The organism is Amycolatopsis solani (assembly GCF_033441515.1).
GTDB lineage: Bacteria > Actinomycetota > Actinomycetes > Mycobacteriales > Pseudonocardiaceae > Amycolatopsis > Amycolatopsis solani.
In genome coordinates this window covers 2,409,075-2,433,838 of sequence record NZ_JAWQJT010000003.1, presented here as the reverse complement: position 1 = coordinate 2,433,838, position 24,764 = coordinate 2,409,075, and the positions used below count along the sequence as shown (strand labels likewise).

Genomic DNA, 24,764 nt, shown 5'->3' with positions numbered 1-24,764 from the left:
GTGGTCGTATGCCCAAGGAACGTGGCCAGAAGGTGATCGTGTCGAACCGCAAGGCGCGGCACGATTACTCCATCCTCGACACCTACGAGTGCGGTCTCGTGCTCGTCGGCACCGAGGTGAAGAGCCTGCGCGAGGGCAAGGCGTCCCTGGCGGACGCGTTCGCGACGGTCGACGACGGCGAAGTGTGGCTGCGCAACGTGCACATCCCGGAGTACACGCAGGGCACGTGGACCAACCACATGCCGCGGCGCACCCGGAAGCTGCTGCTGCACCGGCGTGAGATCGAGAAGCTGATCGGCAAGACCAAGGAGAGCGGGCTCTCCCTGGTCCCGCTGTCGATGTACTTCAAGGACGGCAAGGTCAAGGTCGAGATCGCGCTGGCCCAGGGCAAGAAGGCCTACGACAAGCGGCAGACGCTCGCCAAGCGCGACGCGGACCGCGACATCAGGAAGGCCATGGGCCGCGCGCTGAAGGGCCGGTTCACGGAGTGACGGCGGGCCCGGCTTCCGACGCGGACGTCGCGCGCTGGACGACCTCGCTCGGCCTGCCGGGCCTGGTCGACCTGCACGTCCACTTCCTGCCGAAACCGGTGATGGACAAGGTCTGGGCGTACTTCGACGCGGCCTCGACGCACTACGGCACCGAGTGGCCGGTGTTCTACCGGACGTCCGAAGAGGAGCGGCTGGCGACGCTGCGGTCGCTGGGTGTGGTGCGGTTCGCGCCGCTGGTGTACCCGCACAAGCCGGGGATGGCGGAGTGGCTGACCTCCTGGGCCCTCGAGTTCGCCTCGCGGGTGCCGGACGCCGTGCCGACGGGGACGTTCTACCCCGAGCCCGGCGCGGGGTCCGCTGTGGACGGTGCGCTGCGCGCCGGTGCCCGGGTGTTCAAGGCGCACGTGCAGGTGGGCGCGTACGACCCGCGTGACGACCTGCTGAAGCCGGTGTGGGGCGCGCTGGCCGACGCCGGCGTGCCCGTCGTCGTCCACTGTGGACACGGACCGTTGCGGGGCGACTTCACCGGGTTATCGGTGTTCGAAGAGGTCCTCGCGCGGCACCCCCGGTTGACGGCGGTGCTCGCGCACGCCGCGATGCCCGAGTTCGGGACGGCTTTCGAGCTGCTGGCGAAGTACCCGCGGGTGCACCTGGACACGACGATGGTGGGCGTTCCGTTCGCCGAGGCGATGTCGCCGCTGCCACCGGACTGGACGGCGCGGCTCGCGGAGTACGCCGACCGCGTCGTGCTCGGCACGGACTTCCCGAACATCCCGTACTCCTACGCGACGCAGCTGCAGGCGATCGCCGGCTGGGCGGCCGACGATCGCCTGGGGGAGCCGTTCCTGCGGGCGGTCCTGCACGACACCCCGCTGCGCCTGCTCACCGCCTCGTGAGTGTTAAGTCGGGTTCTAACCCGACTTAACACTCACGAGCCGGTCAGCGCTTGAGGGCGGCTTGCTCGGTGACGGCGACCGCGCGGCCGAGGTAGCGGGTGCCGAGCGCGGTGACCGGGAGGTGCTTGCCCGCCAGGAGGAACCCGGCCGTCGCGAGGAGCACCCACGGCACCGGGCCGTGCGCGATGCCGTCCGACAGCGGTGCGAACCCGTGCGCGGCCAGGCCGAGCAGGCCGCCGGAAACCAGCAGCCCGGCCACGACCAGCTGCGGGAGCTTCGCGGTGACCACGCTGGTGTCGCGCTGCGTCTCGAAGTGCGCGAACAGCCGCAGCAGGCCGAGCAGCACCAGCCCGCACACCGCGAACCACGCGGGCGCCATGACCAGCCAGAGCAGCGTGCCCGGCGCGGGGGTTTCGTAGCCGAGGCCGTACACGGTCACGCCCGCCACCACGATCAGCGCCGGCATGTGCCAGAGGTAGACGCTCATGAACCGCGCGCCCAGCCAGTTCAGCGCGTGCCCGATGCCCGGCCGCTCGGCGAGCGCGTTGAGCTGCGGGCGGAAGGCGAGCAGCAGGCCGATCTGGCCGACGGCGAGGAAGGCGAGCAGCACGGTCGGCGGGCTCATGTTCGACACCGGCGCGCCGGGCATCCCGATCATGCTGGCCGGGTACGGCCCGAACGCGACCATCAGCGCGGTGATCCCGAACCCGGCGGCCGACAACGCCAGCGCGCCGCGGCGGGTGAGCGAGCCGAGGCGGCCGTCGACGTAGTGGAACCCGAGCTGGTGGACGGCGACCCAGACGAAGATCGCGTTGGCGTAACCGACGTAGCCGAGGTCGTTGAAGCGCGCGACGTCGACGAGGATGCCCGCGGCGCCCATCACCAGCGGCACCTTGAGACCCCAGCGCCGGTGCGCGGCGACCATCAGCGGCGTCAGCAGCACGACGAGCACGTACACGGCGAGGAACCACAGCAGCTGCGCGGCGATCGCACTGCCGACCTGCAGCGGTTGCGGCGGAACACCCAGGCCGCGCAGGAAGTCCGGCACGACCAGCCAGACGGCCAGCAACGGCAGCACCGGCACCATCAGCCGCCTGACGCGGCCGGCGAGCCACGTCCGCGTGGATTCCGCGCGGCGGAAGGAGATCAGGCCTGCGGCGCCGCCGGCGAAGAAGACGAGCGGCATGACCTGGCTGAGCCAGGTGACGACCCACCACCCCGGCGTCGCGAGGGCGTTCCCGGTGGCGAGGTGGCCGTCGGAGTAGGAGAGCACCGGCATGACCCAGTGCTGGCCGATGACGGCGAGGATGGCCCCCGCCCGGACGACGTCGAGGAAGCGGTCCCGGCTCGTTTGCATGCTGTTGAGCTTGGCCGCTCCGACCGGCCGGAACAGCGGTGCTGACCGGCGTCTTCGGGGTCCTGTTCACCCCCGGCCGACCCGGGGGTTCTCCCTACCTCAGCCCGTCCGGCTCGGGTTCGTGCTGGGTCGCTGTCACGCGGTACTCCCAGCCGTGCTCGGTGAGACCGAGCTCGTAGCGCGTCTCGATCTTCGGCCCACCGTGCAGGTGGATGTGCCGGATCACGGTGCCCGGCACCGGCTCGGCATCCCCGAGCTCCTGGACGCGGCCGTCGAGCGGGCCGCCGAAGAACCGGACTTCATCGGTCATCTGCGCACTCCTCTCGACGGCGGGTCCGCCCATGGTAGGTGAGCGGTGGTGGAGGTGCCGCCCGCGGAACGGGTGACCCTGAGTTCACCCTACGGGACTTTTGGTCACCGGCTGTTCTCTCTGTGGGAAAGTCCGCACGCTCGCGACGGGTGTCAGAGGAACCAGGTGTCGGAAGCGCGGGTCAGCAGCCACCAGAGGGACGCGTCGACGCCGGCGAGGAAGTCGCGGTCGCCGCCGGGCCGGTGCAGGGCGCCGGTCGCCAGGTGGTGTTCGGCCTCGACCTCCGCCGCATTGGGGCGGGATCCGTGCCACTCGCCGCGGATGACCGGCGTGGTCTTCGCGAACCCCTGTGTCCACCCGAGCGCGTGGATCGCGCCGCGTCGCACCGAAGTCTTTTCGCGGTCGGCGGCGGCGCGGAGCAGGGTCATGACCTCGGCGTCGTCACGCAGCCGCGGTGCCGGGTCGGCCAATCCCAGAGCGGCCACCACCGCGGCTGGGGGTTCGGGCGTCCGCTCGACGATTTCGAGCACAATGCCGGATGGCCAGCGGATCACGGTGTCCACACCGCTGATCCAGATGTCGGGGGCGTCGCCGGTGCTGCCGTTTCGCCACAGCTGGGCGAAGAAGCTTTCGGCCGGCGGGTCCCAGCCCCAGACGCTCTGCTCCTCCCAGCCGGGGAGGTCGATCCCGTCCTGGAACTCCTGGCCGGGCCGGCATTCGTGGTTGCGCGAAGCGGTGTTCATGACAGCTCACCCTGCACAGTCCCTGCCTGACGGACAAGAACTCCCGGCTCAGCGCCCCAAGTACGTCAACACCGCACGCACTCGACGGTGTTCCTCCGCGCTCGCCTCGAGTCCGAGCTTCGAGAAGATGTTGCCGATGTGCTTCTCCACCGCGCCGTGCGAAACGACGAGTGAGTTGGCGATCGCCGTGTTCGAGAGGCCTTGGGCCATCAGGCCGAGGACCTCCGACTCGCGGGCCGTCAGCGCGTCGAGGGGGTTGCGGCGGCCGCGGGCCATGAGCTGGGCGATGACGTCCGGGTCGATCGCCGTGCCGCCGTTCGCGACGCGGCGGACCGCGTCGAGGAAGTCGGCGACGTCCGCGACGCGTTCCTTCAGCAGGTAGCCGACTCCGCCGGCGCCGCCCGACAGGAGCTCCACCGCGTACGACTCTTCGACGTACTGCGAGAGCACCAGGACCGGCAGGCCCGGGATCTCCTTGCGCGCCGCCAGCGCCGCGCGCAAGCCCTCGTCGGTGAACGTCGGGGGCATGCGGACGTCCACGATCGCCAGGTCAGGACGGTGTTCCTTCACCGCGCCGAGCAGGTCGTCGCCGTTGTCGACGGCCGCGGCCGTCTCGATTCCCTCGTCGGCGAGCAGGCGCGTGACCCCCGCCCGCAGCAGGACGGCGTCTTCGGCGATGACTACCCGCATCCGGCCCCCAAGCTCGTGGATGAACGGGGTCCAGCCTATTCACCACTGGCAGGGGAGGTCAGCCCGGATCACCGTCGGCCCACCGGCCGGGCTGACGACCGTGATCACGCCGTCGATCGTCGCGGCGCGGTCGGCCAGGCCCGCCAGGCCGCCGCCGGGGCGCATTTCGGCGCCGCCGCGGCCGTTGTCGGTGATTTCGACGACGACGTGCTCGTCGGTGCGCCACACCTTGACGCCCGCTTCGGTCGCGCCGGCGTGCTTCGCGATGTTCGTCAGCGTCTCGCCGACGATGAAGTACGCCGTCGTTTCGACGGCCGCCGGCGGGCGGGGCTGCACGTCCACCTGGACGTCCACCGGGATCGGCGACTTCGCCGCCTGCGCGGACAGCGCGGCGTCCAGCCCGCGGTCGCCGAGGACGGCCGGGTAGATGCCGCGGGCGAGGTCGCGCAGCTCGGACACGGCGAGCTTGGCGTCGGCGTGGGCTTCGTCGATCAGCTCCCGCACCGATTCCGGGTCCTGGTCGAACTTCGACTTCGCGCGCCCGAGGCTCATCGCGACCGCGACCAGCCGCTGCTGGGCGCCGTCGTGCAGGTCGCGCTCGATGCGCCGCCGTTCGGCTTCGGCGGCGTCGACACCGCGTGCCCGCGACGCCTGCAGCCGCTCGGCCTTCTGCTCCAGCCGCTTCGTGCGGTCCGGCCCCAGCAGCGCGAGCCCGAGCTCGCCGTGCAGCCAGCCCAGCCACGGCGTCACCCAGATCGCCATCGGCAGCAGCACGATCGAGGCCAGCGCGATCCCGAGCTCCACGCACGCCAGCGGGAACGCAGCCATCAGGTACGCCAGGTCACGCCACGTGGTCGGGTCGCTCAGCCGCACCACCCACCGGCGCAGCAGGGGCTGCCCCTCTTCGTACGGCCGCCGCTGCACCGGCGGCAACGGCACCCGCAGCATCGTGCCCAGCCAGTTCCGCTCCCGGTCGCCCGACCAGCGGACGAAGCTCGTCGTCGCCAGCAGGATCGGGAACCCGATCCACACCGCCACTGTGCCGATGCCGACCGCGATCCCCGTCACGACCAGCACGAACTGCAGGATCCGGAAGAAGAAGCTGACGATCATGTACACGATCGTGCGAGCCGGGTGCGGCCGCGGGTGCTCCACCGGCAATGCCTCGGTCATCCCGCCACCAGGTTCTTCTCTTCGGCGTCTTCCCACCAGCGCTCCATCCGACGGCGCTGCGCCACGGTCGGCCCCAGCAGCGCGTTCGCCAGCCGGGCGTGCGTCCCCGCCAGCGCCTTGGTGAGCGCCACGGACAACGCGATGAACAGCACCCCCAGCGCTGCCCACGGTAGCGCTTCGACGGTCGAGTCCACGGTCAGCCACCGCAGGTCCTCGGACGGGAAGTAGTACGCGCCGTCCGGCAGCCACCGGAAGTAGATCGGCAGCCCCGCCAGCGCCAGGCTCGTCGACCAGAAGACGGTGACCAGCACGAACTCGACCAGGCCGAGCGGGAAGAGGACGACGAAGTACGCCAGGTCCCGCCAGGTCGACGGGTCCTTGAGCCGCGCCTTCCACCGGCCCTTCTGCCCGCCGGACGGCAACGGCAGGTACGGCAGGTCGATGTACCGGTCCAGCAGCGCGTAGACCCGGGCGCGCTCCAGGCGCGCGGCACCCCGCACGGCCAGGACCAGCAGCGCGAGCAGGCCGACGCCGACCCACACCACCGCCGTCCCCAGGCCGGCCGCCGTGAACGACGTCAGCAAGGCGAACGCCACCACTCCCAGCGGCAGGTTCATCAGCAAGAACACCACCGAACCACCGAACGGCGGATCCCGCTTCTCGCGCACCATGACCGGCTCCCTTCTGCCTCGCTCAAGCATCACCTGCTCGCCGAGCGGCCGACATGGTGCGCGCGGGCATCCTCGGGGTGGGGCTGGCCCTACCCACCTGGGATTAAAGAGGTGGCGGGACGCGTTATGATGGATGCGTCCCATCAAGGGGGTGAACGGTTTCGACTTTGGACGTTGATTCAGGAGAAGCGTGCCGGTGCAGGCGAGAGACCACCGTAAGCGTCATCGCAACCAAATAAGCGCCGACTCCAGTCAGCGCGAGTACGCCCTCGCCGCCTGAGCGAGTGCGTCTCTGTCGGCCCGGGTTCGCCTCCGGCCCGGGTACCGGCATCAGCTAGGAGGCTCAGCGGCAGTCCCGGCCACGGGGAACTGTCGTGAAGCAAACAGTGGCTGGGCTCGTCACCTCGGCTTGTTCGCGTGACTGAGGGAGCCAAGTAGAGACGTAGCGGACTGCGCACGGAGAAGTCCTGTTGATACGCCAGAGGACCCGGGTTCAATTCCCGGCACCTCCACCGCGAGAAGGCCCACACCCCTGAGGGTGCTGGGCCTTCTCGCGTTCTCGGCCCCTGGTCAGGGGGTGGTCTTGATCTGGAGGACTTCCAGGGTGGGGCCGGTTGCGATCAGTGCTGCGTCGTAGTTGGCTGACTGTGGGCGGTGGCTGTGGCCGCGTAGCTGCCGGTCAGGTGGGTCAGGCCGGTGGTCGGGTCGAAGCTCTGCCGGGTGATGGCGGCCGGATTGCCGTGTAGTGCCCAATGGACTTCGTTGGCCTGGCCGGTCGGCTCGTCGACCTTCTGGGGGCAGTTCGCTTGCTGGAGCACTTGGGTCTGGGCGCACAGGGCGAGGCTGGCCTGGACCGCCGCGAGTACTGCTTCGTTGGTTGCTCCGGCCGGTCGGGCACCCTTTTCGTCGGGAATCGCGTCCGCGTCCGAGCCGGTCGGGAGCAGCGACAGGCCGCCGAGGATCACAACGGCTACTCCTGCTGCTTGCTCTCGGTAGGTGTTCATGCGCGTTCGGGTGTGACAGGGCCCACTTGCGAGTGAAATTTTTGTGAGTGTCATGCTGAAGGCCCGACCTTGGCTCCGCACCCGTGGAGCTGGAAGTAGGTGGCCACATGACCTGGGCACGGCACAGTGGCAGCTCTAGCGCCCACGACGAAGACAGTCGGATGGGAGTCCTGCGGGCCGAGGAGGCGGAACGGCTCGCCGCCGAGCACTGTCGGGCTTTGGTTACCGTGGCCGGGCACTCCACCAATGCGCGGGAGTGCACCGAGCTGCTGGACATGCTCGGGCTCGACGCCGGGCTGTGGCGGGAGCGGTAGGCGTCACTTCAGGTCCGCTACGTGGACCACCTTGTTCCGGCCTGTCGCCTTCGCGTGGTACAGCGCGGTGTCCGCCGCGTCCAAGAGGCGCTGCAGTGACGTTCCCGCCTGCGGGTAGACCGCCGAGCCGATCGAGACCGACTGGCCCGTGATCGACAACTGTCCTACTGGGACGGTCAAGGCGCTGATGGCCCGGCGGATGCGCTCGGCCACCGCGCCGATGTCGGGCTCGGTGATTCCCGGTAGAACGACCACGAACTCCTCGCCGCCGAACCGGCCCACGGCATCTCCGCGGCCGCGGACCGCCGAGATGATCGCCTGGGCCACCGCTCGCAGGACCGCGTCGCCCGCCAGGTGGCCGTACGTGTCGTTCACCTGCTTGAAGTGATCCAGGTCCAGCATCAGCAAGCCGAACGTCGAGCGCTGGCGGGCGGTGGCCGCCAGGGTTCGCTCGGCTCGGGCGTGCCAGCCGCTTGTGTTGTACAGGCCCGTTTTCTCGTCGCGGTGGGCTGCCACTTCCAGCTGCTTCACCAGCACCGTGCGGTGCAGCAGCAGCAACGGGGGCAGCACCAGCAACACCAAGCCCGGCAACGTCGCCAGCGCCAACGCGTTCAGCGCGCCCAGGCACAGCGTCGCCACCTCCAGGCCGTTGTCCGACCACGTGCCGAACAGGGCTTCCGGCGTGTGGCCGATTTCGTGCCGGGCCGGCAGTACCAGCAGCGCGTTCACCGCGAAGAAGGTCGCGCCCGCCGCGGCCAGCGCGAACGTGCCGCCCCAGCCGTGGGTCAGGGCCGTGCGGACGTCGGGGACGACCGCTTGGGCCGCGTAGCACGACAGCAGGATGATGGCCGCGTTGCTGGCCGTTCGCGACGCAGGCACGCGTTGCAGGCGGTACCAGCTGCGGATCGCCAGGTGCGTGTAGAGGCCGGTGACCAGCAGCGCCAGCAACGGCGGGGGCAGGAGCAGGACGCCGGCGAACGTCCACACCGACGTCATGTTGATGTGCGGGGTTTCCGACACGCGACGGCGGATGCGCTCCACGCGCCGTCCCGTCTCCGCTTGGAGGACGCCGAGGACCAGCAACGTCGCCAAGATGAGCACAGTCCGGCGGTCGACCGCGACCGGGTACGGGCGCAGCGTCAGTGCCACCGCGGCGGCCTCGGTCAGCAGGCAGTACACCACCACGCGGGGGCGCTGGCGCCACAACGCCCAGCGTCGCGGTGCCACGAGGGCGTCACGAAAGCGTGGTCCGGAGCGCGGGATGCCGCCGCCGGTCCGCATACTCATAGTGTCCGGCCCGTGACGGAGACGGTACGGCTCGAGGCGGTGAAGGGAGGCGCGCCATGTGCGGACGCGACAACTGAGGTCATGGTTCCTCCAGCCCGGCCCGGCGCCACGCCCTCGCGATCGGCACGGCTGCCGCGGCACCCGCCGCGCCGGCGACCGCGATGGTGTGCGCCGGGCTCAGCACTTCGGCCAGCGCGCCGGCCGCGGCCGCGCCGAGCCCCTGCACCGTGATCAAGCCCGCCGAGTTCACGCCCGCGCACTGCGCGCGGTGCTCGTCCGGTACGCGGCGCATGAACGACACCGTGCCCTGGATGTTGTAGCCCGTCGCCAGCAAGCCGGACGTCGCCAGCAACAACACCGCCGGCACCAGCCCCGGCTGGAAGGCGAACAGCACCAGCGGCAGCCCCGCGGCGATCCCGAGCCACCCGAGCAGCCGCGCCTGGACGTGCTCCGGGACCCACTTGCCGAACACGACGCCGCCGAGCACGCTGCCCGCCGGGTCCGCCGCCATCAGCAGCCCGACCAGCGTCGCGCCCGCGCCGATGCCCGCCGCGTACGGGGCGGCCAGCGCTTCCGGCACGATGTAGAACCCGGCCAGCCAGTTGAGCGCCACCAGGGTCCGCAGCGCCGGGTCGTGCCGGATCAGCCGGATCCCGGCGCCGGTCGCCGACAGCCAGGCCGCGCGGTCCGCCGCCGCTGCGGTCCGCCGCCGGACGCCGGTGACCAGCAGCGCCGCCGAAAGCAGGAACGTCACGGCGTCCAGCGCCAGTGCCGTGGACGGCGTCAGCGCCGCGATCAGGACCCCGCCGCCGGCGAACCCGGCGAGCTGCGCGCCCTGGATCGTCACGTTCCGCAGCGCCATCCCGACCAGGTAGCGCTCGCCGGCGAGGACCGAGGGCAGCAGCGCTTGCTGCGCGGCCTTGAACGGCCCGCCCAGCGCGGTCAGCGCCGCGACCAGCACGCACAGCACCCACAGCGGGACGCCGGGAATCGCGATGACGCCGACCAGCGTGGCCCGGACGAGGTCCGCGGCGACCATCACGTCGCGCCGCGGCCACCGGTCGCCCGCGCCGGCCAGCAGCACGCCGCCGAGCAGCGAAGGCACGTACGTCAGGGCGTAGGTCAGGCCGGTCAGCGCCGCCGAGCCGGTGCGCTGGAAGACGAGGACCGCGAGCGCGACGCGGGCGAGCTGGTCACCGCAGACGGACAGCAGCTCGGCGGTCCACATCGAGCGGAACTCCGCGACCGCGAGCACGGCGCCGAAGCCCACCTTCGTCACACGTGCGTCGTCCATGGGTGGCGGCCCCTCGAAACCCCTGTTCAGCCACGGTAGTCACCGAACGGAGTGGAATCGAGCCGTTCGGTGACAGTTACCCTGTTCGCCGCAGCGCGTCAGCCCGGGTGGCCGCCGATGCGGGTTGCGCGGAGTGCAGAGCTTGTTCAGAATGAGAGCATGTTCAATTCAACTGAACATGCTCTCTCGTTGAACGCGAAGAGCTTCGAGAGCTTGGTTCACGATCTGCTCGCCAAGCTCGGGCTTCGCGGCGAGATGGCTGTGGACGACGGCGGACGAGGGGACAACGTACGAAGCGACGCTGTGTGGTGCCTGACGACAAAAGCGGGCTCTGCCCAGACCTACTTCGTCGAGGCAAAGCGATGGCTTACGCCTGAGCTGGCCACCAGCATCAGCCTGCCGTCGCGGCTTCCCGCGTTGCTGGTCACGAACCACGTCAGCGAGCCGGTCGCGGAGCGTCTGCGTGCCCGGGGCATCGACTACGTGGACACCGCGGGCAACGCCCACCTCGCGTGGGACGACGTCCTCATCGACATCCGCGGGCGCCGCAATCCGGCTGTTCCGCGGTCGAGAACCTCGCCAAACGGGTCCGGCGCCTTCGGTCGGGCCGGTCTCCGGGTCGTGTTCGTCCTGCTCAGCTGGCCGGAATCGGCCGCCCAGCCCTATCGGGTCCTGGCCGAGCAAAGCGGAGTCTCGCTGGGCACCGTCAAGACCGTCATCGACGAGCTCACCAGAGCCGGCTACCTCTACCAGGGCGCGGAAGGCCGTCGCATCGCTCGCGGCGGCGAGTTGCTCGACCGCTGGTCGGAGGCGTACTCGATCTCCCTGCACGGCACGCTCGCGCTGGGCGAGTTCTCCGTCGACGACCTCTCGTGGTGGCCGGACTCGGAAGCCGAGATGCGCTCGCTGGGGATCCAGGTGGGAGGCGAGGCCGCGGCCGGTCTCATCGACTCGCACTTGCGGCCCGCTTCGCTGACGCTGTACGCCGAAGAGCTCCCTGCCCGGCTGATCGGCCGGCATCGCATGGTCCGGGCCGACGGCGGGGGCAACGTCCACATCCGGAAACGGTTCTGGCACGTGCCCGGAGCCGAGTCCTGGCTGGTGCCTTCCCCTTTGATCTACGCCGACCTGCTGGCTTCGGGGGATCCCCGCCAGCGCGAACACGGAGATCGGATCAGGACGATTGATGATCGACTTGTCCGCCTCGGCGGATCCTGAAATCCTCCTCGCGGCCAGGACGCTCACCCAGGTCGATGCCGCGGCGCGCACAGCCGGACTCGACTACCTGGTGGTCGGCGCCACGGCGCGAACGATCCTGTCGCTCGGGCTGGTCGGACGATTGCCCGAGCGCGCGACCCGCGACGTCGACATCGCCGTCAAGGTGTGCTCCTGGGGCGACTTTCAGCGGCTCGTCGGCGAGCTCGACCGGCAGGGTGGCAGCGTGCACTCGTTCCTCATCGAGGGGGTAGAGGTGGACGTGCTGCCCTACGGCGGCATCGAACGGGAAGACCGCACCATCCTCTGGCCCGACGACCATCGGATGAACGTCCGCGGTCTGAGCGAGGCGGTGGCGTCGGCCGAGACCGTCCTGCTGCCCGGCGGGCTCACCGTCCGGGTCCCTTCGGTGCCCGCACTGGCTTTGCTCAAGCTGCTGACTTGGTGGGACCGGCACGTGACCACCTCGCGTGACGCGATCGACCTCGCCACGATGATCTCTTGGTACTCGACAGGGCCGTACCTCGACCGCTTGTACGAAGAGGAGCTGGCTCTGCTCGGCCGGTACCACTACGACCCGGCTCTCGCCGGCGCCTGGCTCCTGGGCTCGCAGATACCAGTGCTCCTCGACGAGGACGGGAAGAACGCGCTGCTCCGGATCGTCGAAGACGACGACGCGCTGGCCAGGCTGGCCACCGACGCGCGGACGGTCCGGGCTCCGGAACTGATGCGGGCGTTGGGAGCCGGTATTCGCGACGCGGCGCGGTCCTGACGCGTCAGCCCGGGTGGCCGCCGATGCGGGTGGTCAGCTCGGCGGCCGTGGCCGCTACCTCCGCGGCCAGCTCTGGCCACGTCTCCTCGCACGGGTCCGTCGTGCAGTGGTGGCGCAGGGTCACGCTGATCGCCGCCAGGGGGCGGGCGCCGTGGTCGAAGACCGGGGTGGCCACCGAGGCGAAGCCCGCTGTGACGTGGCCGTCTTCGAGGGACCAGCCGAGGCGGCGCTCCGCGGTCAGGGTGCGGCGGAGTTCGGCCAGGGTGGCCGGGCCGCGGCCGGTGCGGAGGACGAACGCCGTCGCCGAGGGGAACAGGGCTCGGACGTGCGGGGCCGGCAGGTGCCGCAGGATCGCGCGGCCGGACGCCGTCAGCTGGCCTGGCAACCGGACGCCGACCTCGGTCACCAGTGTCTCCGGGCGGAGGGGGCGCTCCTTGATCAGGTACAGCGACTCGTTGCCGTGCAGCACGCCGAGGTGGGCGGTGTGGCCGACGCGGTCGACGAGCTTGCGCAGCAACGGCCCGGCCAGGCGCTCGAGCGGGTCGTGGCGCAGGTACGCCGAGCCGAGCTCGAACGCCGCGATGCCCAGGCCGTAGCGGCGTTCGGCGGGCAGGTGCACGACGAAACCGGCCGCTTCGAGCTCGTTGAGCAGGTGGTACGTCGTCGAGCGGGGGAGGCCGGCTTCGCGCGCGATCGCCGCCGCCGTCACCGGGCCGGGGCGCGTCGCGAGCAGGCGCAGCACCGCCAGGCCGCGGCGCAGCGCCGGGACTTCGCTGCTGTCGCCCATGGCCCGACCCTACTGTCTGGGATCCCAGACAGAACCACTCCGTGGGGCATCCCACCAGCGGGAAGGACGATGTCCAATGAGCCCATGCCGGAAACAGTGCTCCTGGGCCTCGAACCCCTCACCGCCGCCCAGGTCGTCGACGTCGTCCGCGGCTACGCGCCGGTCGGGCTCGGGGACGCGGCCGAGAAGACCCTCGCCGCCACCCGCCAGCACATCGAGAACCTCGCCCACGCCGTCACGCCCACCTACGGCGTTTCGACCGGCTTCGGCGCGCTCGCCACCCGGCACATCCCGGTGGAAAGCCGGACCGCGTTGCAGCGCAGCCTGATCCGCTCGCACGCCGCCGGGGCCGGGCCCGCCGTCGAGACCGAGGTCGTCCGCGCGCTGATGCTGCTGCGGCTGCGGACCCTCGCCAGCGGGTACACCGGCGTCCGGCCGGGGACCGCGCAAACGCTTGCGGCGCTGCTCAACGCCGGTATCACCCCGATCGTCCACGAGTACGGCTCGCTCGGCTGCTCCGGTGACCTCGCGCCGCTGGCCGCCGTCGCGCTGGCGCTGATGGGCGAGGGCGAAGTCGAATACCGCGGCGAAGTGGTCGAGGCACGGCAAGCGCTGAAACACGCCGGGATCGAGCCGGTCGTGCTCGCCGAGAAGGAAGGGCTCGCCCTCACCAACGGCACCGACGGCATGCTCGGCATGCTCCTGCTCGCCGCCGCCGACCTGCACCGGCTCTTCGACATCGCCGACCTCACCGCCGCGATGAGCGTCGAAGCCCTGCTGGGCACCGACCGCGCCTTCGCCGCCGACCTCCAGGCGTTGCGCCCGCACCCCGGGCAGGCGAGGTCCGCCGGACGGATGTGGCAGGCGCTGCAGGGGTCGAAGATCGTCGAGAGCCACCGCGGCCCGGACTGCAACCGCGTCCAGGACGCCTATTCACTGCGCTGCGCCCCGCAGGTGCACGGCGCCGCGCGCGACAGCCTCGCGCACGCTGAACTCGTCGGCGACCGCGAGCTCATGTCCGCTGTGGACAATCCCGTCGTGCTCGCCGACGGCCGCGTCGAGTCCAACGGCAACTTCCACGGCGCGCCCGTCGCGTACGTGCTGGACTTCCTGGCCATCCCGATCGCCGACGTCGCCAGCATCGCCGAGCGCCGCACCGACCGGATGCTCGACAAGGCGCGGTCGCACGGCCTGCCGCCGTTCCTCGCGCACGACCCCGGCGTCGACTCCGGCCACATGATCGCGCAGTACACGCAGGCCGCCGTGGTCAGCGAGCTCAAGCGGCTCGCCGTGCCCGCGTCCGTCGACTCGATCCCGAGCAGCGCCATGCAGGAGGACCACGTCTCCATGGGCTGGTCGGCCGCGCGGAAGCTGCGCAAGGCCGTCGACGGCCTGACCACCGTGCTCGCGATCGAGCTGCTGACGGCGGCCCGTGCTCTGGACTTCCGCGCGCCGCTGGAGCCGTCGCCGGTCACCGGCGCGGTTCGAGACCTGCTCCGCACGAAGGTCGCGGGCCCCGGCCCCGACCGCCACCTGGCGCCCGAGATCGCGGCCGCCGAAGAACTCGTCCGCTCCGGCGCCGTCCTCGACGCCGCCTGTCTGGAGTCGTGAGTGGTAAGTCGGGTTAGAACCCGACTTATCACTCACGACCGCCTACCTGGAGGTCTGAGAATGTCCCGCGTAGTCCGTGCCGCCCGCGGCACCCAGCTCACCGCGAAGTCGTGGCAGACCGAAGCCGCGCTGCGGATGTTCCACAACAACCTCGACCCCGACGTCGCCGAGCGGCCCGAAGACTTGGTCGTCTACGGCGGCACCGGCAAGGCCGCCCGCAACTGGGCGAGCTTCGACGCGATCACCCGCGAACTGACCACTTTGGACGCCGACGAGACGCTGCTCGTCCAGTCCGGCAAGCCGGTCGGCGTGTTCCGCACGCACGAGTGGGCGCCGCGCGTGCTCATCGCCAACTCGAACCTCGTCGGTGACTGGGCGACCTGGCCCGAGTTCCGCCGCCTCGAGCAGCAGGGCCTGACGATGTACGGCCAGATGACCGCGGGGTCGTGGATCTACATCGGCACCCAGGGCATCCTCCAGGGCACGTACGAAACGTTCGCCGCTGTCGCGAAGAAGAAGTTCGGCGGCAGTCTCAAAGGGACGCTGACCGTCACCGCCGGGCTCGGCGGCATGGGGGGCGCGCAGCCGCTCGCCGTGACCATGAACGACGGCGTCGCGCTGGTCATCGAGTGCGACCCGCAGCGCGCGCACCGCCGCGTCGAGACCCGCTACCTCGACGAGGTCGCCGACGACCTCGACGACGCCATCGCCCGCGTCACCAAGGCGAAGCGGGAAAAGCGCGCGCTGTCCGTCGGCGTCGTCGGGAACGCGGCCGAGGTGCTGCCGGAGCTGCTGCGCCGCGGCGTCGAGGTCGACATCGTCACCGACCAGACGTCCGCGCACGACCCGCTTTCCTACCTGCCCAAGGGGATCGGCGTCGAGGACTGGCACGACTACGCGGCCAAGAAGCCGGACGAGTTCACCGACCGCTCGCGCGAGTCGATGGCCGACCACGTCGACGCCATGCTCGGCTTCCTCGACCGCGGCGCGGAGGTCTTCGACTACGGCAACTCCCTGCGCGGCGAAGCCAAGCTGGGCGGCTGCGAGCGCGCGTTCGACTTCCCCGGCTTCGTGCCCGCCTACATCCGCCCGCTGTTCTGCGAGGGCAACGGCCCGTTCCGCTGGGCCGCGCTGTCCGGTGACCCCGAGGACATCGCCGCGACCGACCGCGCGATGCTGGAACTGTTCCCCGAGAACGAATCCCTCGCCCGCTGGATCAAGCTGGCCGGCGAGCGCGTCGCGTTCCAGGGGCTGCCCGCCCGGATCTGCTGGCTCGGCTACGGCGAACGCCACCTGGCCGGCCTGCGGTTCAACGAGATGGTCGCGAGCGGCGAGCTGAAGGCGCCGGTCGTCATCGGCCGCGACCACCTCGACTCCGGCAGCGTCGCCTCGCCGTACCGCGAGACCGAAGGCATGGCCGACGGCTCCGACGCGATCGCCGACTGGCCGCTGCTGAACGCGCTGGTCAACACGTCGTCCGGCGCCAGCTGGGTGTCCATCCACCACGGCGGCGGCGTCGGCATGGGCCGGTCCATCCACGCCGGGCAGGTCAGCGTCGCCGACGGGACCGAGCTGGCCGCGCAGAAGCTCGAGCGCGTGCTCACGAACGATCCGGGCATGGGCGTCATCCGGCACGTCGACGCCGGGTACGAGCGCGCTGCCGACGTCGCAGATGAGCGGGGCGTGCGCGTGCCGATGCGGGAGGGTGCGTGAGCGCATCGGGGTTCCTCGCCGAAATCGGTGACGTCGGGCGCGATCCGAAGCGCGGCGGCTATTCGCGGCACGCCTTCGACGCGCCCGAGCAGGACCTGCGTGCCTGGTTCGGCGAGCGCGCGCTGGGGCTCGGGCTGGACGTCGACACCGACCACAACGGCAACATCTGGGCCTGGTGGGGACCGCCGGGACCGGACGCCGTCGTCACCGGCAGCCACCTCGACTCGGTGCCCGGCGGTGGCGCGTTCGACGGCCCGCTCGGCGTCGTCAGCGCGCTGGCCGCGGTGGAATCGCTGCAGGAACGGGGTTTCCGGCCGGGCAAGCCGTTCGCCGTCGTGGTGTTCACCGAGGAGGAGGGCGGCCGGTTCGGCGTGCCCTGCCTCGGTTCGCGGCTGCTGACCGGCACGATCGACGCCGATCAGGCGCGCGGGCTGCGGGACGCCGACGGCGTCACGTTCGCCGAGGCCGCGGGGAGGTCCGGCTTCGACCCGGCCTTGATCGGCGCGGATCCCGAGCGGCTCGCGCTGGTCGGGCGGTTCCTCGAGCTGCACGTCGAGCAGGGGCGCGGGCTGATCGACCTCGGCGCGCCGGTCGCCGTGGGCTCCACGGTGATCGCGCACGGGCGGTGGCGGTTTTCCTTCACGGGGCAGGGGAACCACGCCGGGGCGACCCTGCTGGCCGACCGGGCCGACCCGATGCTGCCCGCCGCCGCGACGGTCACCGCGGTCCGCCGGCTGGCTCGCGCGGTCCCGGACGCGCGGGCGACCGTCGGCAGGCTCGTGCCGACGCCCGGCGGCACCAACGTCATCGCGTCCACTGTGGACCTGTGGCTCGACGCGCGGGTGCCCGGGACCGTGACCCCGGCGCTGGTCGAGGACATCGCGCGCGCGGCGGAGACCGCGGCCGCCGAAGAGGGGTGCCGGGTCACGGTGACCCGGGAGTCCTATTCGGACGACGTCGTGTTCGACGACGCCCTGCGCCGGGAGCTGAGCGGCTGGCTCGGCGGGCCGCCGGAGCTGCCCACCGGCGCCGGCCACGACGCCGCGGTCCTCGCCGGGTTCGTGCCCGCCGGGATGCTCTACGTGCGCAACCCGACCGGGATCAGCCACTCGCCGGAGGAGTTCGCCGAGGCGGCCGACGTCGAAGCCGGGACCGAGGCCCTCGCCGGCGTTCTGGAGCAGCTGGCGCGATGACCTTCTGGTGCGAACAGGCCTGGCTGCCCGGCGGAATCGCCCCCGCGGTGCGGATCGACGTCGTCGGCGGGCGGATCACGGCGGTGACCCCGGGCGCACCCCGGAGCGGGGTGATCCTGAACGGGTTGACGCTGCCCGGGTTCGCGAACGGGCATTCGCACGCCTTCCACCGGGCGCTGCGGGGCCGGACGCACCACGAACGCGGCACGTTCTGGACGTGGCGCGAGCGGATGTACGCGCTCGCGTCCCGGCTCGACCCCGACCGCTACTACCGGCTGGCGCGCGGGGTCTACGCCGAGATGGTCCTGGGCGGCTACACGAGCGTGGGGGAGTTCCACTACCTGCACCACGCGCCCGGCGGGAAGCCGTACGCGGACCCGAACGCGATGGGGGCGGCGCTGCGGCAGGCCGCGGCCGACGCCGGGATCCGGCTGACCCTGCTCGACACCTGCTACCTGGCGGGCGGGATCGGCGCCGAGCCCGACGAGGTCCAGCGGCGCTTCTCCGACGGCTCGGCGGACGCGTGGGCGTCACGGGTGGCCCTGCTGCGGGAAGGCGAACTGTTCCGGGTGGGCGCCGCGATCCACTCGGTGCGAGCGGTCCCGGCGGATCAATTGTCGCTGGTGGACAGTCCGCGGGTGGTGCACGTCCACCTGTCGGAGCAGCGGGCCGAGAACGAGCAGTGCCTGGCCGCCTACGGCCGCACGCCCACCGAGCTGCTGGCCGTGCGCGGCGTGCTGACCGAGCGGCTGGTCGCCGTGCACGCCACCCACCTCACCGCGTCGGACATCGAACGGCTGCGCGGGGCACGCGCGTGCTTCTGCCCGACCACCGAACGCGACCTCGGCGACGGCATCGGCCCGGCCCGCGCCCTGCGGGACGCCGGCGTTCGGCTGAGCATCGGCAGCGACAGCAACGCCGTCGTCGACGCCTTCGAGGAAACCCGCGCACTGGAACTGGACGACCGGCTGGCCAGCGAAGAACGCGGCCGGTTCACCGCCGAGGAGCTCCTCGACGCGGGCACGGACCACGGGGCCATCGGGTGGGACGAGGTCGGCTCGCTCGCCGAAGGAGCGGGCGCGGACCTCGTCACCGTCGGCCTTGACTCGGTGCGAACGGCCGGGATCGAGCCCTCGGGCGTGGTGTACGCCGCGTCCGGGGCCGACGTCCGGCACGTCGTCGTGGCGGGCCGCGTAGTCGTGCGAGAGGGTGCGCACCAGCTGATCGACCGACCGGAAACCGTGCTGGCGAAGGAGATCGAGGCACTGTGGCAATCCTGATCACGGGCATCGGCGAGCTGACCACGAACGACGCCGAACTGGGCCGGCTCACCGACGCGGCCCTCGTCATCGACGGCACCGAGATCGCGTGGGTGGGCGCGGCGGACCGGACGCCGGACGCCGACGAGCGCGTCGACGTCGAGGGCCGCGCGGTGCTGCCGGGGTGGGTCGACAGCCACACGCACCTCGTCTTCGCCGGCGACCGCACCGCCGAGTTCGAGGCGCGGATGGCGGGGAAGCCCTACACCGCCGGGGGAATCGCGATCACGGTGGGCGCGACGCGGGAGGCGTCCGACGAGCAGCTCGCCGCCAACCTCCGCCGCCACGTCGCCGAAGCGGCCCGCCAGGGTACGACGTGCCTGGAGACGAAGACGGGCTACGGCCTGACTGTCGTGGACGAAGCCCGGAGCGCGCGGATCGCCGGCGAAGTGGCCGACGAGGTCACGTTCCTGGGCGCGCACCTGGTGCCGCCGGGTGCCGACGCCGAGTCCTATGTGGACCTGGTGTGCAGCGAAATGCTCGACGCCGTAGCGGGAAGCGTGCGCTGGGCGGACGTGTTCTGCGAGACCGGCGCGTTCGACGAAGCCCAGTCGGCGCGGGTGCTGAAGGCCGCCGCCGAGCGCGGACTCGGCTTGCGGGTGCACGGGAACCAGCTCGGCGAAGGCCCCGGCGTGCGGCTCGCGGTGGAGCTCGGCGCGGCGAGCGTCGACCACTGCACGTACCTGAGCGACGCCGACGTCGAAGCGCTGGCCGCGTCGGAAACCGTGGCGACCCTGCTCCCCGCGTGCGACCTGTCGACCCGGCAGGCGATGGCGCCGGCCCGGCGGCTGCTCGACGCGGGCGCGACGGTCGCGCTGGCCAGCAATGCCAACCCGGGCAGCTCGTACACGACGTCGATGGCGTTCTGCGTCGCGACGGCGGTGCTGCAGCTGCGGATGACGGTCGAGGAGGCCGTCTGGGCGGCCACGGCCGGCGGGGCGAAGGCGTTGCGCCGGGAGGACGTGGGCGTCCTGCGGCCCGGTTCGCGGGCGGACGTCCACGTCCTCGACGCGCCTTCGGTGACGCACCTGGCCTACCGGCCGGGGGTGCCGCTGACGAACGCGGTGTGGCGGGCCGGGGTCAGAGTGGCAGGGTGAACGGCGTGCACGCCGGCGCGTAGCTCGCGTCGAGCGCGTGCAGGATCAGGCCGGTCACGTTCGGGTCGATCGCCTGGCTCAGGTGGCCCGAAGCGTCGGACTCGCAGAAGTCCTGCAGCACGATGTCCGTCGCGCCCGGCTCGTTGAGGATGCCGCTCGTGTACGGCGTCACGACCTCGTCGTACTTGCTGACGATGCTCGTGTACGCCGGTCCGGCGACGTGCACGCCGCCGCGGGCGAGGTCGTCCAGGAACGCCGACGGCGCCAGGTATTCCTGGCAGGAGCCGCAGGCGGTCTTCAGGACCAGGCCGAGGCCGGGGACGGTGGTGAGCAGCGCTTTGGCGAGTGCGTCGAGGCCGCCGAGGGTGGTGCCGCGGTAGTTCGCGCCGAAGCCGACGAAGTTCGCGACCTTGGCCGCGCCACCGCCGTACTTCAGGTAGTACGCGGGCATCGTGCTGCCTTCGGAGTGGCCGACGATGTCGACCTTCGCCGCGCCGGTCGTGGACCGGACCTTGTCGACGAACCGGCCGAGCTGCGTGGCGCTGGTGCGCATGGACGCGAGCCCGCCGACGCCGGGGCCGAGGACGCCGGTGCCGTAGGTCAGGGAGAAGACGCAGTAACCCTGCGCGGCGATCTTCGGCGCATGGAAGAACCAGTTGACCGTGTCGTTCGCGCCGAGGCCGTGCACGAGGACCACGGGCTGGGGGTGCGTGGCCGACGGACGGCAGCCCCAGTCGTTCCAGCCGTTGCTCGGTGCCGCCTCGGCGACCGTCGGCGCGGCGACGCCGAGGGTGATCGCCGCGACGACCGTGGTGAGGATTCGCTTGACACCGCCGTTGGTGACCCGCATTCCACTGCCTCCAGTTACCCGTCAGTAAGTGATGCAGCTCATGATCGGTCACAGAACGGCGGCGGTGACCTGGGACAACGCTCAGACTTCACCGGGGTTTGTTGTGATGCGTGACAACCGGCGGGCGGCGGTCGCGATACCGGCCACGGCGAGCAGGCCGCAGAGCCAGGCGAACCAGTCGCCGAAGCGGGCGTACGGCGTCTTGCCCCCGCCGATCGGGACGTCCGCGACGACCACCGTGAACGGGCGGCCGCCGGTGCGGGCGTCGGCCAGGACGTGGCCGCGGGCGTCGGCCAGCATCGGGGTGCCGCGGGCCGCGCTCCACGCCACCGAGAAGCCGTTCTCGACGCCGCGGATCAGCGCCGTGCGGCTGTGGGCCCAGCCGTCGGCGTCTTCGTCGGACGCCGGGATGAGCACCAGGCCGGTCCCCGCGTCGCCGTAGCCGCGGCTCGAGTCGGCGAAGTTGACGTCCATGCACACCATCAGGCCGATCCCGGCGAAGCGGGTCAGCTCGGTGCCGGACCGGAGGTTCGGCGAATCCCCGTTGTGCCACTTGCGGTATTCGACCGGCGCGCCGGACGGTGCCACGGCGAGGGCGGCGTTGAACCGGCCGTCCGGGGTGGTGTCGAGGACGCCGGTGACGACGTCGAGGTCTCGGGTCCGTGCGACGTCGGCGAGGGCCGAGACGAGGCTCGCGCGGCTGGTCTGGTCCACCGCGAAAGCGGCTTCGGGGAGCACGACGGCGCGCACGCCGTCCGGGAGCCGGCCGATCTGGTCCACATAGGACTGGACGAGCGCCTGGCCGTCACGGGTGGCGACGTCGACCGCCCAGCGGCTCTGACCAGGCGCGATCACCGCGACGCGCGTCGACGGCCCGGCCGCCGCTGGGCTGGTCCAGACCGCGAGCCCGGCCACGATCGCGGCCAGCGCGACGACGGGGACGAGCCGCGTCCGGCCACGCGGCCCGGGCGCGAGCGCGGCGGCGACGGCGGCCGGGACGAACAGCACCAGGAACTCCACGCCCCAGCCCCCGGTGACCGCGGCAATCCGCACGATCGACGGCCGGTCGGCCTGCGTCGTCATGAAGGTGCCCATCAGGCCGGTGGGGTTGAGCAGCGAGACGACGTAGAGCGCGACGGTCCACAACGCGGGCGCGGCGAGCGCGGCCAGCAAGCCGTGGCCGCGGCGGACCAGCCGCCCGAAGAGGCCGGCGGAGAGCGCGAACAGCACGGCGCTCCCGCCGAGGATCGCGAGCGCGGCGGGCCGGGGGATCGACTGGGAGTGCCAGAAGTAGCTCCAGCTGCCGGTGCTGCCCGCGAGGTAGGCGGTGAAAGCGCTTGCGAGCGCGACGCCGCCGTGGACGCGGGGTGCCAGCAGGAAGATGGGTAAGGGGGCGAGCCAGGCCAATTCGGGCACAGGGTCGAGACCGGTGCCGAAGAAGAACAGCACGGCCGACGCGATGGTCGCCAGGATCGCTTTCATGGGTGCCCCTTTCGCCCGGTTCAGGGTTTCAGGCGGGGTTCGCGAGGGCACTGGGCCGCACCACCGGGTCTTTGGTGGGGTTTGCCCCACCCCGGTTCATCGAGAGTTCAAAGAGCCGTCACGCGACAGGGATCGGCGGCTGTCCGGTCGATCAGTAGCGTTTACCCCTAACAGCTACGGAGGAGAGAGCCGAGCATGGACTTCTCGCTGATCGTGCTGGTGGTGATCGTCGCCGCGCTGGCTTTCGACTTCACCAACGGCTTCCACGACACCGCCAACGCGATGGCCACCTCCATCGCCACCGGGGCGCTCAAGCCACGGGTCGCCGTGGGCGTGTCCGCGGTGCTGAACCTCGTCGGGGCGTTCCTCTCGGTCGAGGTCGCCAAGACGATTTCCGGGGGCATCGTCGACGACACCAAGGTGACGCCGGTGATCATCTTCGCCGGCCTCGTCGGTGCCATCGTGTGGAACCTGCTGACCTGGCTGATCGGGCTGCCGTCGAGTTCGTCGCACGCGCTGTTCGGCGGCCTCATCGGCGCCACCTGGATCGCCTCGGGCTCCGACGCCGTGCACTTCGGGAAGGTCGTCGAGAAGGTCCTCATCCCCGCGCTCGCCTCGCCGATCGTGGCCGGGATCGTCGCTACGCTCGGCACCTTCCTCGTCTACCGGATCACCGCGCGGGCGAAGCAGGACACGGTGGGCCGGACCTTCAAGGCCGGCCAGATCGCCTCGGCTTCGCTGGTGTCGCTCGCGCACGGCACGAACGACGCGCAGAAGACCATGGGCGTCATCACGCTGACGCTGATCGCGTCCGGTTCGCTCGCGCCGAACTCGGGGCCGCCGCTCTGGGTGATCCTGACCGCCGGCACCGCGATCGCGCTCGGCACCTACCTCGGCGGCTGGCGGATCATCCAGACCATGGGCAAGAAGCTCACGGAAATCCAGACGCCGCAGGGTTTCGCGGCCGAGACGAGCGCCGCCGCGGTCATCCTCACCTCGGCGCACCTCGGATTCGCGCTGTCCACCACGCACGTCTGCTCGGGCGGCATCATCGGTTCCGGCCTCGGCCGCAAGCTCGCCGAGGTCCGCTGGGGCGTCGCGGGCAAGATGGTGCTCGCCTGGGCGCTGACGCTGCCCGCCGCCGCGATCGTCGGCGCGCTCGCCGCCGAGGTCTCGACGCTCGGCACCTGGGGCACCGTCCTCATCGGACTCGCCGGGGTGGTCGTCGCGGTGGGCATCTACCTCGCGTCGAAGCGGAACCCCGTCAGCGCCAACTCCATCAACGAACCCGAGCCCGGCGTGCAGCCGGCCAACGCCTGAGGAGCGCTGCCGTGCACATCGACTGGGGTTCCCTCGGACTCGTCTTCGCCGTCGCGCTGGCTTCGGTCGTCGTGCTGACGAGCCTGTTCTCCTTCGGGGTGGTCGGGCTCTCGCAGCGCGACTCGGCCCGCGAAGCCGGCGGCTCGGGCAGCGGGCCGCTGGCCGGTGCCGTCATCTGCTTCGCGCTCTGCGCGGCGATCGTGGGCTACGGCATCTACTTGATCGTCGCCTGAGCGCGTTCCCGCAGCCCCTCGGGCAGGGCGCCGAGCATCGGCGCCAGGGTGGCACGCCGCGGCTCGGACAGGTGGGTCAGCAGGTCCAGCGCCGGGTCCCAGAGGTCTTCGTCGGTGCCCGCCGCGGTGATCAGCTTGCCGAGCCGGTCCGCGGGCAGCAGGCCGACGACGTGGTCGATGCGGCTCTTGTCGTCGAGCACGAACGCGATCCGCAGCAGGCCGGGGTCGTCGATCCGGTCCAGCGCCTGCCGCACGGTCGGGTCGGGCAGGTGCCCGACGAACCGGCCCAGGGTGATCCAGTCTTCGCGGCGCGCCAGCTCGGCGGCGACCGCGAGAACGGTGTCGAGCGGGATGCGCGAGATGATCGCGCTCGCCCGCCGCGGGTCGAGTTCCGCCGCGACCTCGGCGAGGAACCGCGGGTGCAGCCGCTTGGCGACGTCGACGCCGCGGGAGACGTCGACCAGCCCGGCGATCCGGGCGCACAGCAGCGGGCCGAACACCTTCTCGGCGATCTTGGCGAGCACGGCGCCGGGCAGCAGCCGCGCCGCCAGCGCCATCCGCTGCAGCACCGCGATGTTCGCGTCGAACAGCGTGTCGGTGACCTGCTCGCGGAACGCCTTGAGGTCGTCGGCGTCGACGCGGGCGAGGTACTCGAGCCGGTCGTGCTCGACGTCGAGCACGCGGGCCAGCTTCAGGATCTCCGCGCGCGACGCGTGGTCCGCGGTCACAGGCCGACCGCCTTCCGGACCGCGCCGCGCAGCAGCGCCGGGACGTACCGGAGGCCCTCTTCGCCGGCTTCGGCGAGCGCTTTCGCCTGCCGCCTGCGCGCGGCGCGCAGGGCGTCGGCGAGGTCCTGCCGCTCGTGCTCTTCGAGGGCCTCGATGCCTTCGGGGAGGTAGCCGCCCAACTGATCGGCGAGTGTGCGCTCGGCCATGGTGGATC

The 24,764-nt window shown here is 71.5% G+C and carries 26 protein-coding genes and 1 other RNA gene; 13 read left to right on the top strand and 14 right to left on the bottom strand.

What is annotated here, in order from left to right:
• Positions 1–8 precede the first annotated feature (8 nt).
• Complete coding sequence (gene smpB, locus SD460_RS43945) at positions 9–491, top strand: SsrA-binding protein SmpB (protein WP_013223156.1); 483 nt, start codon at positions 9–11, stop codon at positions 489–491.
• The gene (locus SD460_RS43940; protein ID WP_290053333.1) at positions 488–1,387 is read left to right on the top strand and encodes an amidohydrolase family protein; all 900 of its coding nucleotides are present in this window, start codon (positions 488–490) and stop codon (positions 1,385–1,387) included. The genes smpB and SD460_RS43940 overlap by 4 nt, the downstream gene beginning before the upstream one ends.
• Positions 1,388–1,430: 43 nt before the next feature.
• Here the strand turns inward: SD460_RS43940 and SD460_RS43935 are convergent, their stop codons facing one another.
• The 6 genes from SD460_RS43935 to SD460_RS43910 form a co-directional block, all read right to left on the bottom strand.
• Complete coding sequence (locus tag SD460_RS43935; protein WP_290053331.1) at positions 1,431–2,744, bottom strand: acyltransferase family protein; 1,314 nt, start codon at positions 2,742–2,744, stop codon at positions 1,431–1,433.
• Between the two features lie 94 nt (positions 2,745–2,838).
• A complete protein-coding gene (locus SD460_RS43930; RefSeq protein WP_290053330.1) occupies positions 2,839–3,054 on the bottom strand; it encodes a DUF8847 domain-containing protein in 216 nt (71 codons plus the stop codon).
• 152 nt (positions 3,055–3,206) lie between these two features.
• Positions 3,207–3,797, bottom strand: a complete 591-nt coding sequence (locus SD460_RS43925) for a hypothetical protein (RefSeq protein WP_290053328.1) — start codon at positions 3,795–3,797, stop codon at positions 3,207–3,209.
• Between the two features lie 48 nt (positions 3,798–3,845).
• Positions 3,846–4,487 carry a response regulator transcription factor gene (locus SD460_RS43920; protein ID WP_086864789.1) on the bottom strand — a complete coding sequence of 214 codons (642 nt, stop codon included), beginning with the start codon at positions 4,485–4,487 and terminating at the stop codon, positions 3,846–3,848.
• 39 nt (positions 4,488–4,526) lie between these two features.
• Positions 4,527–5,660, bottom strand: a complete 1,134-nt coding sequence (locus tag SD460_RS43915) for a sensor histidine kinase (protein ID WP_290053323.1) — start codon at positions 5,658–5,660, stop codon at positions 4,527–4,529.
• Entirely contained in the window at positions 5,657–6,331 is a 675-nt protein-coding gene (locus SD460_RS43910) for a sensor domain-containing protein (RefSeq protein ID WP_290053322.1), read from the bottom strand. Before SD460_RS43910 ends, SD460_RS43915 begins: the two co-directional genes overlap by 4 nt.
• Before the next feature lie 147 nt (positions 6,332–6,478).
• Between SD460_RS43910 and ssrA the strand changes: the two genes are divergently transcribed.
• Positions 6,479–6,846: a transfer-messenger RNA gene (gene ssrA / locus SD460_RS43905) on the top strand.
• Between the two features lie 105 nt (positions 6,847–6,951).
• Here the strand turns inward: ssrA and SD460_RS43900 are convergent.
• Positions 6,952–7,335: a hypothetical protein gene (locus SD460_RS43900; RefSeq protein ID WP_290053319.1), complete on the bottom strand. Its 384-nt coding sequence runs from the start codon at positions 7,333–7,335 to the stop codon at positions 6,952–6,954.
• Positions 7,336–7,496: 161 nt separating this feature from the next.
• Here SD460_RS43900 and SD460_RS43895 point away from each other — a divergent pair, with 161 nt between their 5' ends.
• On the top strand, positions 7,497–7,649 hold the full coding sequence (locus SD460_RS43895; RefSeq protein ID WP_290053316.1) for a hypothetical protein: 153 nt from the start codon (positions 7,497–7,499) through the stop codon (positions 7,647–7,649).
• 3 nt (positions 7,650–7,652) lie between these two features.
• Here the strand turns inward: SD460_RS43895 and SD460_RS43890 are convergent, their stop codons facing one another.
• Together SD460_RS43890 and SD460_RS43885 are read right to left on the bottom strand one after the other, a co-directional pair.
• Positions 7,653–8,876 carry a GGDEF domain-containing protein gene (locus SD460_RS43890; protein WP_290053389.1) on the bottom strand — a complete coding sequence of 408 codons (1,224 nt, stop codon included), beginning with the start codon at positions 8,874–8,876 and terminating at the stop codon, positions 7,653–7,655.
• Between the two features lie 139 nt (positions 8,877–9,015).
• Positions 9,016–10,230 carry an MFS transporter gene (locus SD460_RS43885; protein ID WP_290053315.1) on the bottom strand — a complete coding sequence of 405 codons (1,215 nt, stop codon included), beginning with the start codon at positions 10,228–10,230 and terminating at the stop codon, positions 9,016–9,018.
• Positions 10,231–10,419: 189 nt separating this feature from the next.
• Here SD460_RS43885 and SD460_RS43880 point away from each other — a divergent pair, with 189 nt between their 5' ends.
• Together SD460_RS43880 and SD460_RS43875 are read left to right on the top strand one after the other, a co-directional pair.
• Complete coding sequence (locus SD460_RS43880; RefSeq protein WP_290053314.1) at positions 10,420–11,448, top strand: type IV toxin-antitoxin system AbiEi family antitoxin; 1,029 nt, start codon at positions 10,420–10,422, stop codon at positions 11,446–11,448.
• Positions 11,417–12,217 carry a nucleotidyl transferase AbiEii/AbiGii toxin family protein gene (locus SD460_RS43875; RefSeq protein ID WP_290053311.1) on the top strand — a complete coding sequence of 267 codons (801 nt, stop codon included), beginning with the start codon at positions 11,417–11,419 and terminating at the stop codon, positions 12,215–12,217. The genes SD460_RS43880 and SD460_RS43875 overlap by 32 nt, the downstream gene beginning before the upstream one ends.
• Positions 12,218–12,221: 4 nt before the next feature.
• Here SD460_RS43875 and SD460_RS43870 read toward each other — a convergent pair whose 3' ends face one another.
• On the bottom strand, positions 12,222–13,004 hold the full coding sequence (locus SD460_RS43870; protein WP_290053309.1) for an IclR family transcriptional regulator: 783 nt from the start codon (positions 13,002–13,004) through the stop codon (positions 12,222–12,224).
• 84 nt (positions 13,005–13,088) lie between these two features.
• Here SD460_RS43870 and hutH point away from each other — a divergent pair, with 84 nt between their 5' ends.
• The 5 genes from hutH to hutI are packed head-to-tail and all read left to right on the top strand — an operon-like array spanning position 13,089 to position 19,937.
• Positions 13,089–14,615: a histidine ammonia-lyase gene (gene hutH / locus SD460_RS43865; protein WP_290053306.1), complete on the top strand. Its 1,527-nt coding sequence runs from the start codon at positions 13,089–13,091 to the stop codon at positions 14,613–14,615.
• A 60-nt stretch (positions 14,616–14,675) separates the two neighbouring features.
• Complete coding sequence (gene hutU / locus SD460_RS43860; RefSeq protein ID WP_290053304.1) at positions 14,676–16,328, top strand: urocanate hydratase; 1,653 nt, start codon at positions 14,676–14,678, stop codon at positions 16,326–16,328.
• Entirely contained in the window at positions 16,325–17,521 is a 1,197-nt protein-coding gene (locus SD460_RS43855) for an allantoate amidohydrolase (protein ID WP_290053302.1), read from the top strand. The genes hutU and SD460_RS43855 overlap by 4 nt, the downstream gene beginning before the upstream one ends.
• The gene (locus tag SD460_RS43850) at positions 17,518–18,801 is read left to right on the top strand and encodes a formimidoylglutamate deiminase (RefSeq protein ID WP_290053301.1); all 1,284 of its coding nucleotides are present in this window, start codon (positions 17,518–17,520) and stop codon (positions 18,799–18,801) included. Before SD460_RS43855 ends, SD460_RS43850 begins: the two co-directional genes overlap by 4 nt.
• Positions 18,789–19,937, top strand: a complete 1,149-nt coding sequence (gene hutI, locus SD460_RS43845) for an imidazolonepropionase (protein WP_290053299.1) — start codon at positions 18,789–18,791, stop codon at positions 19,935–19,937. Before SD460_RS43850 ends, hutI begins: the two co-directional genes overlap by 13 nt.
• Here hutI and SD460_RS43840 read toward each other — a convergent pair.
• Both SD460_RS43840 and SD460_RS43835 read right to left on the bottom strand, forming a co-directional pair.
• The gene (locus SD460_RS43840) at positions 19,921–20,787 is read right to left on the bottom strand and encodes an esterase/lipase family protein (protein WP_290053298.1); all 867 of its coding nucleotides are present in this window, start codon (positions 20,785–20,787) and stop codon (positions 19,921–19,923) included. The genes hutI and SD460_RS43840 overlap by 17 nt on opposite strands.
• Positions 20,788–20,868: 81 nt before the next feature.
• The gene (locus tag SD460_RS43835; RefSeq protein ID WP_318307670.1) at positions 20,869–22,269 is read right to left on the bottom strand and encodes a nitrilase-related carbon-nitrogen hydrolase; all 1,401 of its coding nucleotides are present in this window, start codon (positions 22,267–22,269) and stop codon (positions 20,869–20,871) included.
• Positions 22,270–22,464: 195 nt separating this feature from the next.
• Here SD460_RS43835 and SD460_RS43830 point away from each other — a divergent pair, with 195 nt between their 5' ends.
• Together SD460_RS43830 and SD460_RS43825 are read left to right on the top strand one after the other, a co-directional pair.
• Positions 22,465–23,589 carry an inorganic phosphate transporter gene (locus SD460_RS43830; protein ID WP_290053295.1) on the top strand — a complete coding sequence of 375 codons (1,125 nt, stop codon included), beginning with the start codon at positions 22,465–22,467 and terminating at the stop codon, positions 23,587–23,589.
• Positions 23,590–23,600: 11 nt separating this feature from the next.
• Positions 23,601–23,822, top strand: a complete 222-nt coding sequence (locus SD460_RS43825; RefSeq protein ID WP_290053294.1) for a hypothetical protein — start codon at positions 23,601–23,603, stop codon at positions 23,820–23,822.
• Here SD460_RS43825 and SD460_RS43820 read toward each other — a convergent pair.
• Positions 23,804–24,550 carry a hypothetical protein gene (locus SD460_RS43820; protein WP_290053292.1) on the bottom strand — a complete coding sequence of 249 codons (747 nt, stop codon included), beginning with the start codon at positions 24,548–24,550 and terminating at the stop codon, positions 23,804–23,806. The genes SD460_RS43825 and SD460_RS43820 overlap by 19 nt on opposite strands.
• Positions 24,547–24,756: a hypothetical protein gene (locus tag SD460_RS43815; RefSeq protein ID WP_290053291.1), complete on the bottom strand. Its 210-nt coding sequence runs from the start codon at positions 24,754–24,756 to the stop codon at positions 24,547–24,549. The genes SD460_RS43820 and SD460_RS43815 overlap by 4 nt, the downstream gene beginning before the upstream one ends.
• Between the last annotated feature and the right edge of the window lie 8 nt (positions 24,757–24,764).

What these genes read in the sequence shown, in the direction of transcription:
- SD460_RS43925 (WP_290053328.1), bottom strand. Translation starts at nt 3,797, where the DNA reads ATGAACACCGCTTCGCGCAACCACGAATGCCGGCCCGGCCAGGAGTTC.
- SD460_RS43815 (WP_290053291.1), bottom strand. Translation starts at nt 24,756, where the DNA reads ATGGCCGAGCGCACACTCGCCGATCAGTTGGGCGGCTACCTCCCCGAA.
- SD460_RS43915 (WP_290053323.1), bottom strand. Translation starts at nt 5,660, where the DNA reads ATGACCGAGGCATTGCCGGTGGAGCACCCGCGGCCGCACCCGGCTCGC.
- SD460_RS43920 (WP_086864789.1), bottom strand. Translation starts at nt 4,487, where the DNA reads ATGCGGGTAGTCATCGCCGAAGACGCCGTCCTGCTGCGGGCGGGGGTC.
- SD460_RS43935 (WP_290053331.1), bottom strand. Translation starts at nt 2,744, where the DNA reads ATGCAAACGAGCCGGGACCGCTTCCTCGACGTCGTCCGGGCGGGGGCC.
- SD460_RS43870 (WP_290053309.1), bottom strand. Translation starts at nt 13,004, where the DNA reads ATGGGCGACAGCAGCGAAGTCCCGGCGCTGCGCCGCGGCCTGGCGGTG.
- hutH (WP_290053306.1), top strand. Translation starts at nt 13,089, where the DNA reads ATGCCGGAAACAGTGCTCCTGGGCCTCGAACCCCTCACCGCCGCCCAG.
- hutU (WP_290053304.1), top strand. Translation starts at nt 14,676, where the DNA reads ATGTCCCGCGTAGTCCGTGCCGCCCGCGGCACCCAGCTCACCGCGAAG.
- SD460_RS43930 (WP_290053330.1), bottom strand. Translation starts at nt 3,054, where the DNA reads ATGACCGATGAAGTCCGGTTCTTCGGCGGCCCGCTCGACGGCCGCGTC.
- SD460_RS43875 (WP_290053311.1), top strand. Translation starts at nt 11,417, where the DNA reads ATGATCGACTTGTCCGCCTCGGCGGATCCTGAAATCCTCCTCGCGGCC.
- SD460_RS43910 (WP_290053322.1), bottom strand. Translation starts at nt 6,331, where the DNA reads ATGGTGCGCGAGAAGCGGGATCCGCCGTTCGGTGGTTCGGTGGTGTTC.
- SD460_RS43900 (WP_290053319.1), bottom strand. Translation starts at nt 7,335, where the DNA reads ATGAACACCTACCGAGAGCAAGCAGCAGGAGTAGCCGTTGTGATCCTC.
- SD460_RS43850 (WP_290053301.1), top strand. Translation starts at nt 17,518, where the DNA reads ATGACCTTCTGGTGCGAACAGGCCTGGCTGCCCGGCGGAATCGCCCCC.
- SD460_RS43830 (WP_290053295.1), top strand. Translation starts at nt 22,465, where the DNA reads ATGGACTTCTCGCTGATCGTGCTGGTGGTGATCGTCGCCGCGCTGGCT.
- smpB (WP_013223156.1), top strand. Translation starts at nt 9, where the DNA reads ATGCCCAAGGAACGTGGCCAGAAGGTGATCGTGTCGAACCGCAAGGCG.
- SD460_RS43835 (WP_318307670.1), bottom strand. Translation starts at nt 22,269, where the DNA reads ATGAAAGCGATCCTGGCGACCATCGCGTCGGCCGTGCTGTTCTTCTTC.
- SD460_RS43895 (WP_290053316.1), top strand. Translation starts at nt 7,497, where the DNA reads ATGGGAGTCCTGCGGGCCGAGGAGGCGGAACGGCTCGCCGCCGAGCAC.
- SD460_RS43840 (WP_290053298.1), bottom strand. Translation starts at nt 20,787, where the DNA reads ATGCGGGTCACCAACGGCGGTGTCAAGCGAATCCTCACCACGGTCGTC.
- SD460_RS43885 (WP_290053315.1), bottom strand. Translation starts at nt 10,230, where the DNA reads ATGGACGACGCACGTGTGACGAAGGTGGGCTTCGGCGCCGTGCTCGCG.